This window comes from Tsukamurella pseudospumae (genome assembly GCF_001575205.1).
GTDB classification, from domain to species: domain Bacteria; phylum Actinomycetota; class Actinomycetes; order Mycobacteriales; family Mycobacteriaceae; genus Tsukamurella; species Tsukamurella pseudospumae.
On the sequence record NZ_LSRE01000050.1, the window covers coordinates 83,038 to 97,751 of the forward strand.

The 14,714-nt window shown below is 71.2% G+C and carries 16 protein-coding genes; 7 read left to right on the forward strand and 9 right to left on the reverse strand.

Going from position 1 to position 14,714, the window contains the following annotated elements; translation table 11 throughout:
• Positions 1 to 20: 20 nt before the first annotated feature.
• The 3 genes from AXK61_RS21215 to AXK61_RS25935 form a co-directional block, all read right to left on the reverse strand.
• Complete coding sequence (locus AXK61_RS21215; protein ID WP_068746957.1) at positions 21 to 1,517, reverse strand: amino acid permease; 1,497 nt, start codon at positions 1,515 to 1,517, stop codon at positions 21 to 23.
• Between the two features lie 69 nt (positions 1,518 to 1,586).
• Positions 1,587 to 3,278: an ABC transporter ATP-binding protein gene (locus AXK61_RS21220; protein WP_068746958.1), complete on the reverse strand. Its 1,692-nt coding sequence runs from the start codon at positions 3,276 to 3,278 to the stop codon at positions 1,587 to 1,589.
• 13 nt (positions 3,279 to 3,291) lie between these two features.
• On the reverse strand, positions 3,292 to 3,420 hold the full coding sequence (locus AXK61_RS25935) for a hypothetical protein (RefSeq protein ID WP_269451183.1): 129 nt from the start codon (positions 3,418 to 3,420) through the stop codon (positions 3,292 to 3,294).
• 204 nt (positions 3,421 to 3,624) lie between these two features.
• Here AXK61_RS25935 and AXK61_RS21225 point away from each other — a divergent pair, with 204 nt between their 5' ends.
• On the forward strand, positions 3,625 to 3,828 hold the full coding sequence (locus tag AXK61_RS21225; protein WP_068575145.1) for a hypothetical protein: 204 nt from the start codon (positions 3,625 to 3,627) through the stop codon (positions 3,826 to 3,828).
• 7 nt (positions 3,829 to 3,835) lie between these two features.
• Here AXK61_RS21225 and manA read toward each other — a convergent pair whose 3' ends face one another.
• From manA to AXK61_RS21245, 4 genes are all read right to left on the reverse strand, one after another.
• Positions 3,836 to 5,077 carry a mannose-6-phosphate isomerase, class I gene (gene manA, locus AXK61_RS21230; protein ID WP_068575144.1) on the reverse strand — a complete coding sequence of 414 codons (1,242 nt, stop codon included), beginning with the start codon at positions 5,075 to 5,077 and terminating at the stop codon, positions 3,836 to 3,838.
• Positions 5,077 to 6,210 carry a hypothetical protein gene (locus tag AXK61_RS21235; RefSeq protein ID WP_082789490.1) on the reverse strand — a complete coding sequence of 378 codons (1,134 nt, stop codon included), beginning with the start codon at positions 6,208 to 6,210 and terminating at the stop codon, positions 5,077 to 5,079. Before AXK61_RS21235 ends, manA begins: the two co-directional genes overlap by 1 nt.
• 36 nt (positions 6,211 to 6,246) lie before the next feature.
• A complete protein-coding gene (locus tag AXK61_RS21240) occupies positions 6,247 to 7,617 on the reverse strand; it encodes a phosphomannomutase/phosphoglucomutase (protein ID WP_068746959.1) in 1,371 nt (456 codons plus the stop codon).
• Between the two features lie 130 nt (positions 7,618 to 7,747).
• Complete coding sequence (locus AXK61_RS21245) at positions 7,748 to 8,233, reverse strand: DUF3499 domain-containing protein (RefSeq protein ID WP_082789491.1); 486 nt, start codon at positions 8,231 to 8,233, stop codon at positions 7,748 to 7,750.
• A 102-nt stretch (positions 8,234 to 8,335) separates the two neighbouring features.
• Here AXK61_RS21245 and AXK61_RS21250 point away from each other — a divergent pair, with 102 nt between their 5' ends.
• Positions 8,336 to 8,836 carry a metallopeptidase family protein gene (locus tag AXK61_RS21250; protein ID WP_068746961.1) on the forward strand — a complete coding sequence of 167 codons (501 nt, stop codon included), beginning with the start codon at positions 8,336 to 8,338 and terminating at the stop codon, positions 8,834 to 8,836.
• 10 nt (positions 8,837 to 8,846) lie between these two features.
• On the opposite strand, the gene AXK61_RS21255 is transcribed toward AXK61_RS21250, so the two are convergent.
• Positions 8,847 to 9,173 (reverse strand): WhiB family transcriptional regulator, encoded by a 327-nt coding sequence (locus AXK61_RS21255; RefSeq protein ID WP_068575139.1) that lies wholly within the window; start codon positions 9,171 to 9,173, stop codon positions 8,847 to 8,849.
• Positions 9,174 to 9,550: 377 nt separating this feature from the next.
• Between AXK61_RS21255 and cofD the strand changes: the two genes are divergently transcribed.
• From cofD to AXK61_RS21275, 4 genes are read left to right on the forward strand one after another with little or no spacing between them, the layout of a single operon-like run.
• Positions 9,551 to 10,597, forward strand: a complete 1,047-nt coding sequence (gene cofD, locus AXK61_RS21260; RefSeq protein WP_068746962.1) for a 2-phospho-L-lactate transferase — start codon at positions 9,551 to 9,553, stop codon at positions 10,595 to 10,597.
• Positions 10,594 to 11,982, forward strand: coding sequence for a coenzyme F420-0:L-glutamate ligase (locus AXK61_RS21265; RefSeq protein WP_068575137.1), 1,389 nt, complete (start codon positions 10,594 to 10,596; stop codon positions 11,980 to 11,982). Before cofD ends, AXK61_RS21265 begins: the two co-directional genes overlap by 4 nt.
• Positions 11,983 to 11,986: 4 nt before the next feature.
• Positions 11,987 to 12,544 carry an NUDIX hydrolase gene (locus AXK61_RS21270; RefSeq protein WP_068746963.1) on the forward strand — a complete coding sequence of 186 codons (558 nt, stop codon included), beginning with the start codon at positions 11,987 to 11,989 and terminating at the stop codon, positions 12,542 to 12,544.
• 5 nt (positions 12,545 to 12,549) lie between these two features.
• Positions 12,550 to 13,251: a hypothetical protein gene (locus tag AXK61_RS21275; RefSeq protein WP_068746964.1), complete on the forward strand. Its 702-nt coding sequence runs from the start codon at positions 12,550 to 12,552 to the stop codon at positions 13,249 to 13,251.
• A 30-nt stretch (positions 13,252 to 13,281) separates the two neighbouring features.
• On the opposite strand, the gene AXK61_RS21280 is transcribed toward AXK61_RS21275, so the two are convergent.
• The gene (locus AXK61_RS21280) at positions 13,282 to 13,641 is read right to left on the reverse strand and encodes a hypothetical protein (RefSeq protein WP_082789492.1); all 360 of its coding nucleotides are present in this window, start codon (positions 13,639 to 13,641) and stop codon (positions 13,282 to 13,284) included.
• A 251-nt stretch (positions 13,642 to 13,892) separates the two neighbouring features.
• On the opposite strand from AXK61_RS21280, the gene AXK61_RS21285 reads away from it, so the two are divergent.
• A complete protein-coding gene (locus AXK61_RS21285) occupies positions 13,893 to 14,702 on the forward strand; it encodes an alpha/beta fold hydrolase (RefSeq protein ID WP_068575135.1) in 810 nt (269 codons plus the stop codon).
• Positions 14,703 to 14,714: the final 12 nt, after the last annotated feature.

A 14,714-nucleotide genomic window follows, 5' to 3' on the forward strand; every position in this document is an offset into this window, starting at 1 on the left:
CCCGGTCCGAGAGGAGATGATCAGTCGGCGAGCGACTCGATGACCTCGCCACGCGCCCGCTTACCGACCAGCGAGTGGTTCATCGAGTAGAGGAAGTACACGACCACGCCGAGCAGCATCCAGCACAGGAACCGGAACCAGGTCTCGAGCGACAGGTTGAGCATCAGCCACCCGCAGGCGACCACCGAGAGGATCGGGACCAACGGCACCAGCGGCGCGCGGAAGCCGCGCTTGAGGTCCGGGCGCTTCTTCCGTAGGACGACCACACCCACCGACACCAGCACGAAGGCGAACAGCGTGCCGATGTTGATCAGTTCGGCGAGCTCGCTCAGCGGAATCAGCCCGGCGAAGATCGCGACGACCACGCCGACACCCACCGAGATCCGCACCGGCACACCCCGGTCGGAGGTCTTGGCGAGCTGACGGGGCAGCAGGCCGTCGCGGGCCATCGCGAAGAGCACGCGGTTCTGGCCCATGAGCAACACCATGACCACGGTGGTCAGGCCGGCGAGAGCGCCGATGGAGATGATCGTGGCGGCCCAGTCGACACCGTTGAGCTTGAACGCGTACGCCAGGTTCTTCCCGGAACCGTCTCCCGCGCTGGTCGCGAGGTCCTTGTAGCTGGCCATGCCGGTCACGACCACGGTGACGGCGATGTAGAGCACGGTGACGACCGCGAGCGAGCCCATGATGCCGCGGGGCACGTCGCGCTGCGGATTCACCGTCTCCTCCGCGGAGGTGGCGACGATGTCGAAGCCGATGAACGCGAAGAACACGATGCCGGCGCCGGCGAGCACGCCGTACCAGCCGTAGGACGAGCTGCTGCCGGCGATGGCCTGGAACAGCGTGGACGTCCAGCTCACCCCCTCGCTCTTCCCCGGGACGGACTCGGGGATGAACGGGCTGTAGTTCGAGCCCTTGATGTAGAACGCACCGACCACGATCACGAGAATCACGACGGCGACCTTGATCGCGGTGATGACGGCTGAGACGCGCGAGGAGACCTTCGCGCCGAAGGTGAGCAGGCCCGTGAGGACGGCGACGATGAGCATGGCGCCCCAGTCGACCTTGAAGCTGCCGATCTCGAACGCTGCGGGCCCGGTCCCGAAGACGGTGCCGAGGTAGCTCGACCATCCGCTGGCCACGGCCGCGGCGGCGATGGAGAACTCCAGCACCAGGTCCCAACCGATGATCCAGGCGACGAATTCGCCGAACGTGGCGTAGGAGAAGGTGTACGCCGAGCCGGCGACGGGCACCGTCGACGCGAACTCCGCGTAGCAGAGGGCGGCCAGACCACAGGCGATCGCGGCGATGATGAACGAGACCGTGACCGCCGGGCCCGAGTAGTCACCGGCGGTCGAGGCACCGATCGTGAAGATGCCGGCGCCCACGACGACGGCGACGCCGAAGATCGTGAGATCCCATGCGGTCAGCTGCTTCTTCAGCCGGGTACCGACCACTTCGGTGTCGGCGATGGACTGCTCCACCGATTTCGTACGCAACAGTGGGTTTGCCATCCGATGCTCCTGTGTTCGTCTGTGTGTGACGATTCATCAAACACCACAGGGCCACCACCGCGGGGCATTTCAGGCGTCTGCACCCACTGCGAGCGCCACCTTCCCCTCGACCACTCGGTAGCACCGGTCGGCGGCGTCGCGCAGCACCGGATCGTGGGTGATCACGATGACGGTGCGATGCACGGCGATCGATCGCAGGACCCGCGCCAGCCGCTCGGTGTTCGCCCGGTCCAGGCCGGTACTCGGCTCGTCGAGGATCAGCACCGGGGTCTGCCGCGCGAACCCCCGCGCCAGCGCGATCCGCCGGCGCTGCCCGCCCGAGAGTTCCGGGCCGCCCGAGCTGGTCGGGGTCGCGTAGCCGTCGGGCAGCCGGCGCACGAACTCGTCGGCGCCCGCGAGGTCCCCCGCGACACACGGATCCGCCCCGCTGCCGTAGCCGACGTTGGACGCGAGCGTCCCCGTCCGGATCACCGCGTGCTGCGGCACCAGCGTCACGAATTCGCGCAGTGCCGCGCCGCCCCGGCCCGCGCGGTCCCCGAGTTCGACGGTGCCCTCGACGTCCACCGTGCCCGCCAATGCGGACCCGATCGTCGACTTCCCCGCCCCGGACGGGCCGACGAGGGCGGTCACGGTTCCGGGCTCGGCGATGAACTCGGGGCAGTCGAGGACGAAGTCGCCCCGCCGCACCCGGACGCCGGTCATGCGCACCGGTACCGCCGGACGGACGAGCCGGGTGCCGGCATCGTCGGACCGGCCGTCCGGGACCCGCGCACCGTCGACCGACAGGACTCGCGCAGGCGCCGCCAACGGCCCCGCGATCTCGACCAGGCGGTCCGCGCTGATCCTGGCGCCCACCAGCGCGAGCCGGCTCTCGGCGATGTCCTGGACGCGGGGGTACAGGTAGCCGAGGTAACCGGTGAGAGCGATCAGCGCGCCGTAGGTGAGGTCGCCCGTGCGGACGAGGACCACCCCGGCCACCGAGACGGCGATCAGCGTCAGGGCCTGTGCCGAGCCGAGCACCCCGCCGAACGCGGCGTGCACGTTCGCCTCCCGCATGCGGGCGGCGAACAGTGCGGCGCCGCGGCGATGGACCTCGGCGCGTTCGGCCCGCTCCATCGTGTGCAGGCGCACGTGCTCGACGGTGCCCGCGATCTCGCCGATCGCGGTCCCGAGCCCCGAATGCGCTGCGCGCTCACGCTCGGTCGCGCGTTCCTGCGCGCCGCGGAACGCGCGGGACAGACCCATGAGTACCGGCACGGCGACCAGCGCGACCAGCGTCAGCTGCCAGCTCAGCCAGCACGCCACGGCGATCAGGCCACCCGTCGTCAGGAGCGCGACCACCGCCTGGACCACGGACACCGACAGCGCGGTCTCGAGCACCACCACGTCCTCGGTGAGCCGGACCACGACGTCTCCCGTGGAGAGCCGGTGCACGTCGTCGAGCGGCAGGTCCAACAGCCGCCCGAACACCTCGTCGCGCAGGGCGAGGACGGTGCCCTCGGCGGCGCGACAGGTCGCGAGCGTTCCGGCGTACGTGAGGAGCGCGCCGAGCAGTGTGACCGCCACCCAAGCGGCGACGCCGCGGGCGGCGGACGAGAGCGAGTCCGACTCGAGGACCGCGGTGAGGACATCGGCCATGACCAGCACCGCCGCCACCTCGACGAGCGCCGCTGCGACCAACGCGGCCAGGCCACCGACGAGGGATCGTCGGTGGCCCGGCGTGAAGGTCCACAGCAGCCGAAGGAGGCTCGTGGACGTCATCGGCTTCCTCGGGTCACTGCCAGACCCAGTCCCAGCGGCGCGCCTGCGCGTTCCAGCGGCGCACCCGACGACGCTGCGGCTGCTGCGGCTTCGGCGCTCCCGGTCGCTGTCCCTGACCGTTGCCCTGTCCCGGTGCTGCCATGTGTTCATCTCCTTGCGTCGCGGCCTCGCGGCCTGTTTCCGTTGTGCAAGGACCACTCTGGCGTTTCGGCCTGGACGCACTCTGCCGTGAACCTGGTAAACGCTTGACAATGCGCATGCCACCGACGAAAGTTACCGACGAGTGTTACTCGTTGGTAGTCGAAAACTGTTGGCGTACCGACGAGTAACGCTTACCGTCGGCCCTATGACCAAGACTTTCGCGCATACCACGGACCAGACCGTCGCTCAGCTCCTCAGCATCGTCGAGGGTGGAGACGATGTGCTGCTCACGCGCGACGGCAAGCCGCTCGCCGTGCTCAGCAAGGCCCAGCCGGAGGCCGTCGCGGTGTCGAACATGCAGACCTTCGACATCCCCGAGACCTTCTACGAGAACCTCGGCGGCGTCTAGCCCGTTCTCAGTGCCCGCCCACCAGCGTCCGGAAGAACTCCGCCGCCGGTGAGTGCGCACTGACCACGACGCCCGGATCGGACGCGGCCATCCACAGGCCGCTGCCCGCCGGAACATCGATCGCCCGGCCCGCACTGCGCACCGTCACCGTCCCCGACGTGACGACCAGCAGCTGCGGGCCGCGTGCGTCCAGCTCCACCGACGCGGCGCGCTTCAAGGCCGTCCCGTCGAGCCGCACCCGCGAGACCCGGAACTCGGGCGCGGGTGTCGAGAAGATCACCTCGGGCCCCACGGTCGAGGTGCGCGGTGCCAGATCCGACGGTGCGCGGGGCGTGAAGTCCAGCACGCGCAGCAGTTCCGGCACGTCGACGTGCTTGGGCGTGAGTCCGCCGCGCAGCACGTTGTCCGAGTTCGCCATCACCTCGACGGCGGCGCCGTTGATGTACGCGTGCAGGTTCCCGGCCGCGAGGTACAGCGCCTGCCCCGGCTCCAGCACGATCCGGTTGAGCAGCAGTGCGGCCAGGACGCCGGCATCGTCGGGGTACCGCTCCCCCAGCGTCAGTGCGAGTTTCGCCTCGCCCTTGAACGCGGTCGCGCCGCTCTCCAGGTAGCGCACGCATCCGGCGAGCACCGCGGGCACCAGCACCGCGAGGGCGGGCTGCGGCAGCGTGATCCAGGTGGTCACCAGGGCGCGCAGGCCCTGCGAGTCCGGCTGCCCCGCGAGCAGGCCCAGGTAGCTGTCCAGCTCCGGGACGGCCAGCACGCGCAGCAGTTCGACGGTGACCGCCGGGTCCCGGAAGCCGGCCAGCGCCTCGAACCGGCTGAGCGCGATGACGACCTCGGGCTTGTGCGCGGCGTCGCGGTAGTTGCGCTCAGGTGCGTCCAGCGGAATGCCCGCGGCGTTCTCCCGGGCGAAGCCCTCCTCGGCCTGCTCCCGCGACGGGTGCGCCTGGAGCGAGAGCGGCTCGTCCGCGGCGAGGACCTTCACCAGGTAGGGCAGCCGGTCCCCGAACTCGCCACGGCACACGGACCCGAGCTGTCCGGTCAGGTCGGCACCGATCGCGGACAGCAGATCGCCGTCGGGCGCGTCGTCGGCACCGTCGTACAGCTTGGCCGGGTCCGCGGGGTGCGCCCCGAACCACAGCTCCGCCTCGGGGTGGTTCGACGGAACGGACCGGCCCTGCATCGTCGCCAGGACGGTGCGCGAGCCCCATGCGTAGGGGCGGATGACGCCCTCGATCCGCTCCATCACGCCTCCCCGGTCAGGCGCCGGTAGACCGACGCGAGATCGAACCGTACCGCGAGCGCCAGCAGCTCCTGCGCATCGGCGCGCGGACCCGCCGCGTCGGGCGCACGCCGCGCCCCCTCGTCCACCGGCAGCGGCTCCACATCGGGCAGGGCTCGGAGCCGGGCCTGCACCAGGGGTGCACGCTCCTCGGTGGTGAGCACCAGGACCCGCAGCGGAGTCTGCGCGGCCGGACCGTCCAGGAACGGGTCGTGGAACAGTGCGTCCGACCCGCTCAACGCGCCGCCCCGCGGTGCCGCGGCCAGCTCCGGCACGGCCAGCTCGACGTCGGCGAGGCCGACGGCGGCGACCACCTGGCCGCCCAGGGTCAGCGCCTGGGAGGCCGCGTGTTCGGCCACCGCGAGTCCCGCTGCCGTGTCCGCCGTCAGTGCGACCCGACGGCCCGCCATCCGGGCCGCGAGCCGCTTCGCCGGGTTGGATTCGACGTCCCGATCGGGCGCGCCGCGCAGTGCTTCGTCGTCGAGCGCCTCGGCGAGTGCGAACAGGAAGCCCTCGCCGGGCGCGGCCGCCCTGTCGGTACCGGCGATCCGGCCGAGCACCGCGAGCAGGGCGGCGGCGACGCCGATGAAGCCGAAGCGCTCCGGCACGCGCAGGCGCGGCGACAGGTCGACGGTGCGCCCCGCCGCCGCCTCGGCGACCGGCCCCTCGAGCGGAACCGCGACGACGACGGTCGCGCCGCGGCGCGAGGCCACGGCGATCGCCCGCGCCAGCACCAGGTCGCCCGCGTCGAAACCGCAGACGACGACCACGTCGAGTGCGCCCACCCAGGGCGGCAGCTCCGTCGAGCGCACGAGCGGCACGTCGAACCGGCCGGCGGTCAGCGCCTCGACGAATCCGGCGGCCGCGGCGGCCGGGCCGGCCCCGCAGACCACGACGACGGCGCGCGGAGCGATGCCGTCGAGTTGCTCCAGGGCCCCCTCGTCGACGGCGGCGGCCACGGCGCGCGCCTGCGCGCCCGCCAGGGCCGCGGCTCGAAGATGGCCGCCCACGTCGGCCGCGATCAGACCCGCCGGATCGTCGAGATCGGTGACCTGCGGCCCGCTCGGTCCGCTTCCGGCGCCGATGATCTCGGTCACGGCTTCCTCCCGTCCCACATCAGCGCGAAAGCGCGATCAGGCACGTACGATCGCCAGGATCCGCTCGGTCAGCGCGCGCACCTCGTCCGGTGTCGCGGCTTCGACGTTCAGCCGGAGCAGCGGCTCCGTATTGGAGGCGCGAAGGTTGAACCAGGCGCCCGAAACCAACTGTACCGTCACGCCGTCCAGTTCATCGGTGCTCTGGATTTCGTCTGCGAAAGCATCGAGTACGGCGCGCGTGCGCTCCGCCTGGTCGGCCACCGTCGAGTTGATCTCGCCCGACGCGGCGTACCGGTCGTAGACCCCCATCAGCTCCGAGAGCGGCTTGCTCTGCTCGCCGAGCGCGGCCAGGACGTGCATCGCCGCGAGCATCCCGGAGTCGGCGCCCCAGAAGTCGCGGAAGTAGTAGTGCGCGGAGTGCTCTCCGCCGAACACGGCACCGGTCTCCGCCATCTGCGCCTTGATGAACGAGTGGCCCACACGAGTACGGACCGGCGTGCCGCCGTTCTCGACGATGATCTCCGGCACCGCCTTGGACGTGATCAGGTTGTGGATCACCGTCGAACCGGGGTGCCGGGCCAGCTCCCGCTCGGCGACCAGCGCGGTGACGGCCGACGGCGAGACCGGCTCGCCCTTCTCGTCGACGACGAAGCAGCGGTCGGCGTCACCGTCGAAGGCGAGGCCGATGTCGGCACCCTGCTCGACCACGAACCGCTGCAGGTCGACGAGGTTCTTCGGGTCCAGCGGGTTCGCCTCGTGGTTGGGGAAGTTCCCGTCCAGCTCGAAGAACAGGGCGCGCACGTCGAGCGCCTCGACGGGGCCCAGCACGGACGGCACGGTGAACCCGCCCATCCCGTTGCCGGCGTCGACGGCGACGCGCAGCGGTCGCGAGCCCGACAGGTCGACCAGCTTCCGCAGGTACTCGCCGTACTCGTCGAGCACGTCACGCTCCGCGAGGCGGCCGGCGGCACCGTCGTACGACGGTACGCCGTTCGCGACCTGCTCGGTGATGACGCGCAACCCGGTCTCCTGCCCCACGGGCTTGGCGCCCGCGCGGCACAGCTTGATGCCGTTGTAGGCCGCGGGGTTGTGCGACGCGGTGAACATCGCGCCGGGCCGGTCGAGGAGGCCCGAGGCGAAGTACAGCTCGTCCGTGGAGGCGAGGCCGATGAGGGTGACGTCGACGCCCTGGGCGAGGAGGCCCTCCGCGAACGCGGCCGACAGCGCCGGCGACGAGTCGCGCATGTCGTGGCCGACCACGGCGGCAGTCGCACCCTCGCCACGGATCAGCGCGCCGAACGCGGCACCCACGTCGCGCACGAAGGCCTCGTCGATCTGTTCACCGACGATGCCTCGGACGTCGTACGCCTTGATGACGGCCTGCACGGACTCCAGCGTTCGAACCACGCTCGACGACCTCCTGTGAAACGGCGTGCGGAAACCCTGCGGGCCCCCGTAACGGACGCCCCACCCTATCGGCAATCGGGCCGCGCGCCGGCATCCGGCGCGGGGGACGTGACGGCGCGGTGGTCGACTCTCAGTCGACGGGGTCCGGCAGCACCCGGAGGTGGCCACGGCGACCGGTCGGGGCCGCGTGCTTGGGGCCACCGCTACTGGGCTGAGCCGACGGGGTCGCCCGCGGGGCGGGCGGCGCGTCGTGCACGGGGCGCATCGCGCCGATCGGCGGGAGGGACCGGAGCGGGCCGTCCGACGGTGCCGGGTCGATCCGTCCGCGATCGCGGGCGGCGCGCTCGTGCACGGTGTCCGCCAGGGCGGTCAGGTCGTCGTCCAGGGCGGTGTTGCCGACGGAGGCGGCACTGTAGGCGGGGAGGTTGCGCAGCATCTCCCAGCCGCGGGGCGCTGTGGTCCGGCCGGCGTGGAACTCGCAGAGGTCCCACGCGTGCGGCTCGGCGGTGGTTCCCAGGGGGCCCAACACGGCGATCGACTGGCGGTAGTCGAACGTCAGCGTCGCCACGGCGTGGTTCCTGCAGCCGGGGCGGCAGCACTGACGGACGGAGTTCACAGTAGGAAGGTTAACCCGTGGCCGGTTCGGCGCGCTCCCGACACACCGCACGACCGCGCTCGGCGGCGTCGATCGGCGACCTCGGCCTACACTGAGAGCATCATGAGAGCGAGGAGAGCGGCGTCGGACAGCGGCGCGCAGCTGCGCCGCCGGGTCTCGAGGGACCGGCGTGGACACGGCCTGCGCGGCCCACTGGTGCCCCGCGGGCTCCCGGCGCACCGCAGCCGGTCACAGGGCTTCGACGAGGTCGTCCTCGACGCTTTCGCCGAGATCGACGGGCTCTGGCACGATCGGTTGGCGGATCTCGACATCGCGGTCGACGACGTCCCCGGCATCCTGCCGCACGACCCGGATTCGGTGTCGTGGCCCGAGGAGGTGGAGGCCGACGGGCCGATCCCGCTCGCACGCATGGTGCCCGCCGGCATCGACCGGCGGGGCAGTCGCACGCGCGCACGTTTGATCGTGTTCCGACGCCCGCTCCAACGGCGGGCCAAATCGGAGGCCGATCTGTTGGAGGAGATCCTCGCGATCCTGGTTCACCAGATCAGCGGATATCTCGGTGTGACCGAGGAGACTCTGCTCGCCGGCCCCGACGCGCTCTGACCCGGAAGGGTCAGATGATGCCGCGCTTGAGCTTGCGGCGCTCACGCTCGGACAGGCCGCCCCAGATGCCGAAGCGCTCGTCCTTGGACAGTGCGTACTCGAGGCACTCGTTGCGCACCTCGCAGCCCAGGCAGATGCGCTTGGCCTCGCGGGTGGAGCCGCCCTTCTCGGGGAAGAACGCCTCGGGATCCGTCTGCGAGCACAGCGCGCGGTCCTGCCACTGATCCTCGACGGCCTCGTAGAGCTCCTCGAAACCCGTGGGCACCAGGCTCAGGTGCGCACGGCTGGACCCACCGGAGAAGCTTCCGAACGGTTCACGATGAGCGTCGATCGTCATCGGCCCGCCTCCCTCGTTGCTTTCGTGGTGTTCGATGGTCGTTTCTCTTGATGTGCCCGCCGCGAGCGATCACGCCGCACTGAATGACACGGTTGTGATTACACACGCGCAAAGCCGCCACGTCAAGCTGAACCGGAAAATTAGCTAATACCACCTGGACGCCCCGAATGCAGGCCTCGACACGTGGTTGAGATGTAATCCGTGTCACACTTCGCAGCCGTGACCGGCTCGGCGACCGAGTCGCCCCGCGCAGTCGATCATGCCACCCCGAACACCCCGATTCCCAACATCCGAGGTCATCGTTCACCGGACCGCCGGCACGGCCCCCGCGACCCCGTCGGCAGCCCGCCCGCGCCGCGCCCACTACCCTCGATGAGGTGAAGGTGACGGTGCTGGTGGGCGGTGTCGGCGGAGCGCGATTCCTCGAGGGCGCGCGGGAACGGTTCGGGGTCACGCCCTTTCCCGATCGGGACGGTGCACCCCCTGCCGACGGTGCCGCCGGGACCGGTGAGAACACCGTGACGGCCGTGGTGAACGTGGGCGACGACGCGTGGATGCACGGCGTGCGGATCTGCCCCGATCTGGACACGTGCATGTACACCCTCGGCGGCGGCATCGACACCGAGCGCGGTTGGGGACACCGGAACGAGACCTGGCACGCCAAAGAGGAACTCGCGAAGTACGGGGCCGATCCCGATTGGTTCGGCCTCGGCGATCGCGACCTGGCCACACACCTGATCCGCACGCAGATGCTCAGCTCCGGCTATCCCCTCACGGAGGTCACCGCCGCGCTGTGCAACCGCTGGCAGCCGGGCGTGCGGCTGTTGCCCGCCACGGACGGGCGGCACGAGACGCACGTCGTGGTCGCGGACCCCGCTTCGGACGACGGCGCGAAGAAGGCCATCCATTTCCAGGAGTGGTGGGTGCGCTACCGCGCGGACATCGAGACCTTCGGCTTCGCGCAGGTCGGCGGGGCCGACGGTACGGGGTCCGGCAAGGCGCAGGCGTCACGGACCGCGATCGCCGCGATCGAGGACGCCGACGTCGTCTTCCTCGCCCCCTCGAACCCGATCGTCTCGATCGGCGCGATCCTGTCGGTGGGCGGCATCCGAGCCGCGCTGCGCACGACCCGGGCCAAGGTGGTGGGCGTGTCCCCCGTGATCGGCGGAGCGCCGTTGCGCGGCATGGCCGATCGCTGCCTGGAGGTCCTCGGGATCGAGACGAGTGCGCAGGCGATCGGCGAGCACTTCGGTGCGCGCAGCGGCAACGGCATCCTCGACGGCTGGCTGGTCTCGAACGACAACGGGGCGGACGCGGCCGTCGACATCCCCGGGCTTCCCGTCGCCGCGGTGCCGCTGCTCATGAGCTCGCCGCAGGCGACCGCCGCCATGATCGACGCCGGCCTCGAGCTGGTGGGCCTGTGAGCGCCCGGCCCGCGCGTGACGCACCGTCGCGACCCGAGCGCGACCACGGCGCACCGTCGTTGGAGATCCTGCCCGTCTTCGGCGTCCCGGAGGTGACCGAGGGCGACGACATCGCCGCCCTGCTCGCCGATGCCGCGCCGTGGCTCGCGGACGGCGATGTCGTGGTGGTCACCTCGAAGGTCTTCTCCAAGGCGGAGGGTCGGGTGCTGGCGGCGCCGTCGGACCCGGACGAGCGGGACGCGTTCCGGCGCAGGCTGATCGCCGAGGAGTCGGTGCGGGTGCTGGCCACGAAGGGGCGTACCTGGATCACCGAGAACCGGCTGGGGATCGTCCAGGCCGCGTCCGGGGTGGACGCGTCGAACGTCGCGTCGGACACCGTCGCCCTGCTCCCCGAGGACCCGGACGGCAGCGCCGCCGCGACCCGCGCGGGTCTGCGGGAGCGGCTCGGCGTCGACGTCGCCGTGCTCGTCACGGACACCATGGGCCGCGCGTGGCGCACCGGCCAGACCGATGCCGCGATCGGCGCGGCGGGCGTGGAGGTGCTGCACGGCTACGCGGGTGCGGTGGACGCCTACGGCAACGACCTGGTGGTCACGGAGATCGCGGTCGCCGACGAGCTCGCCGCCGCAGCGGATCTCGTGAAGGGCAAGCTCGGCGGCGTCCCCGTGGCCGTGGTCCGGGGCTTCGCCGTCCGGCCGCCGGCGGCGGGCTCACCGCTCGCCACCGCCCGCGGCCTGGTCCGGCCCGGCGAGGACGACCTGTTCCACACGGGCGTGGAAGCCGCTCGACGGCAGGCGCTCCTGGTCCGGCGGTCCGTCCGGGCGTTCGCCGCCGAGCCGGTCCCCGAGGACGACGTCCGAGAGGCCGTTGCGGAGGCCCTGACGGCCCCTGCGCCGCATCACACCCATCCCGTGCGGTTCGTGTGGGTGCGCGACCCGCAGCGCCGCACGGCGCTCCTGGACGCCATGAAGGAGCAATGGGCGGCGGACCTCTCGGGCGACGGACGCACGGACGAGTCCGTCGCGAAGCGGGTCCGGCGCGGCCAGTTGCTCTACGACGCCCCGGAACTCATCCTCCCGTTCATGGTTCCCGACGGTGCCCACGCCTACCCCGACGCCCGTCGCACCGCCGCCGAGGAGACGATGTTCACCGTGGCCGTCGGCGCCGCGGTCCAGTCGCTGCTCGTCGCGCTCGCCGTGCGTGGGATCGGAAGCTGTTGGGTGGGTTCGACGATCTTCGCCGCCGAGACCGTGCGTGCGGTTCTCGCACTGCCCGAGGACTACCGGCCGGCCGGCGCGATCGCCGTCGGGTACCCGGCCGATCCGTCCGTGCTGTCCGCGCCCCGGCCGCCGCTCCCGCCCGGCGACATGCTGATCGAAAGGTAGCCCAGTGTCTTTCGCGTCCCTGCACGCCTCCGCCGTCGACCTCCTCGCGCGCTTCGACGCCCGCACCGACGCCGACGACGCCCTGCGGCACACCGTGCTCGCCTTCCTCGACGCGCAACCGAACGCGTGCGCCCGCGCGAACGTGCCGGGCCACATCACCGCGTCGGTGGTGATCCTCAACCAGGACCGCACGCACGTGGTGCTCACGCACCACCCCCGGGTCGGCGAGTGGTTGCAGTTGGGCGGGCACTGCGAGGACTCGGACTCGACGGTGCCCGCCGCCGCGCTCCGCGAGGGGCACGAGGAGTCGGGCCTCGCCGATCTCGTCCTCGACGCGGATCTCCTGACGCTGCACACACATCCGATCCGCTGCTCGCTCGGTGTGCCCACGCGCCACCTGGACCTGCGCTTCCGCGCGTTCGCCGTGGGCGCCGGGACGCCCGAGCTGGCGATCAGCGAGGAGTCCAACGACCTGCGCTGGTGGCCCGTCGACGCCCTCCCCGAGTCCGCCGAGCGCACCACCGTGGCCCACCAGGTGCGCGCCGCCCTCGCCCGGGATTGACGACGATGCCTCCCCGCCGCCTCGACGCCCCCGACGAGCTCGCCTGGCTCGGCGCCGAGGAGGAGAACGGCTGGTGCGGCTACCACCGCACCGGCTGGGAGTCCACGACCTGGGTGCTGCATGCGGCGTACCAGCGGATCGACGTTCCCGAGGGTGGCCCGCCCGTCGTCTCAGGCGCAGGCTACGAAGCGAATCGGCATCCCGGGTACGGCTGGGAGCGCGTACTGTGGCGGGATTGCTACGACGACCCCGCCACGTTCGAATGTCGGTACCCGCCGTCGTTCCATTGGGCGAAGCACCGCGATTTCGCGACCTTCATCGCTCCCGAGGAGGGCACCCTCGACCACGACTCCTTCGTCACCCTCGTCGGTCTGCTCGCCGCCGCGTCGCCCGACGGTGGCGCGACCGAATGCTTCGCGTACTTCGGCGGGGGGACGTCTGACCACTACTCAGTGGTCGTTTGGCGGTGCCGGCTCGACGAGCTCGTCGGCGTCGCACGCCGGGTGACGGGTGATCGCACGGACGACGGCGAACCGGGGTGGTACTACTCCCCGTCGAACTTCTGGCCGGTCGATCGGTCCTGGCTCGTGTACACGGACTACGACCTCATGGGCACCGAGGTGAGCGGCAGCGCCGAGCTCATCGCGGCGGTCGAACGCTCCCCTGCGCTCGAGACGATCCGCTGGGCCTGGCCCGCGACGACGTGACGGCCACACGCCCGGAGGCCGCATCGCGATCTACCACGACCACCGCCCCACGTCGTCCCGGGCCGCGCACATCACCGGCTCAGGGTCCTCTCCTGAGATGAGCCAGTCTGCCGCGATCCGGCCACCTGTGTCGGGATTCCGGACGCACATCCATTCCGCGGCTGTCCACGGGTCCGCCTCCGTACGCAGCAGCTGCCACACCTCGATCAGGGGCGGGTGAACTGCTCCGGCTCCGTCGAACTGCCACGTGGGGTACACCCACCGACCCGCCGCATCCTGCATCCCGATCAGCCGACCGTCTCTCGTCTGCTCACCGATGGCCTGCTTGGTCCTACCGAGCCACTCGACCAACCCGTCCATGTCGTAGAACGGGCCGATCAGTTCATCCATCGGCTCGAGTGTTGGATTCGCCGCACTCATACCCACCTCCGAGCTCACACCGTATGAGTCCAAGCTAGCGGTCCAGCTCGGTCGGAGTCACGGATCCGCTGGGTGTCGACCGGCGTCGAGAACCATCACCAGCGACTTTTCTGAGAGGTATTGCGCGCTGTTCTATCAATCCGTACGCTCCCAACAATCGTCCGGCGCACCGTCGGACTCCTGCGGGCCCGCCCGCCCCGACCACGACGAGGTGGCACGAGATGTTGGCGTACGAACGATTCGGCTCGGGTGAGCCACTGGTGCTGGTCCACGGGATCGCGCACCGTCGGCAGGCCTGGTACCCGGTGGCGGAGCGGCTCGCGGAGCACCGCGAGGTCATCCTGTTCGACCTCCCCGGCCACGGCGAGTCCCCCGCTCTGGACCTCGCCGGCCGCACGGTCCAGGAGGCGCTGCATCAGCACCTGGTGGACCTGTTCGACGAGCTGGACCTCGTACGGCCGCACATCGCCGGCAACTCGCTGGGCGGACGGATCGCGCTCGAGGCCGCGGCGAGCGGCATCGTCAGCAGCGCGACAGGGCTCTCGCCCGCCGGCTTCTGGCGCGACGACAAGGACTTCCTCCTCATCCGCGCGCACTTCATCGCGCTGATCGCCGCGGGCCGGGCCGCCGCACCGCTGGCACCGCTGCTCACCCGGAGCGGAATCGGCCGTCGCCTGATGCTGGCCTCACTGATGACGCACGGCGAGCGTCTCACTCCGGAGCGCGTGCTCGGCGATCTGACGAACATGGTCGACTCGCGACACACGCTCGCCGACATCATCGGCGGCGCGTTCCCGTTCGAGGACGACATCGCCGCCGACATCCCCGTCACCGTCGCGTGGGGCACCCGCGACCGCGTCCTGCTCCCCTACCAGGGCCGGCGCGCGCGGCAGCGGCTTCCGCGGGCCGAGCACGTCTGGCTCCCGGGCAGCGGTCACGTCCCCATGTCCGACGATGCCGACGCGGTCGTCGAGATCCTCCTGCGCGGCTCAGCCGGCGGCCTCCTCGCCCGCGCCGACGACGCGGCCTGATTGTGACGACGA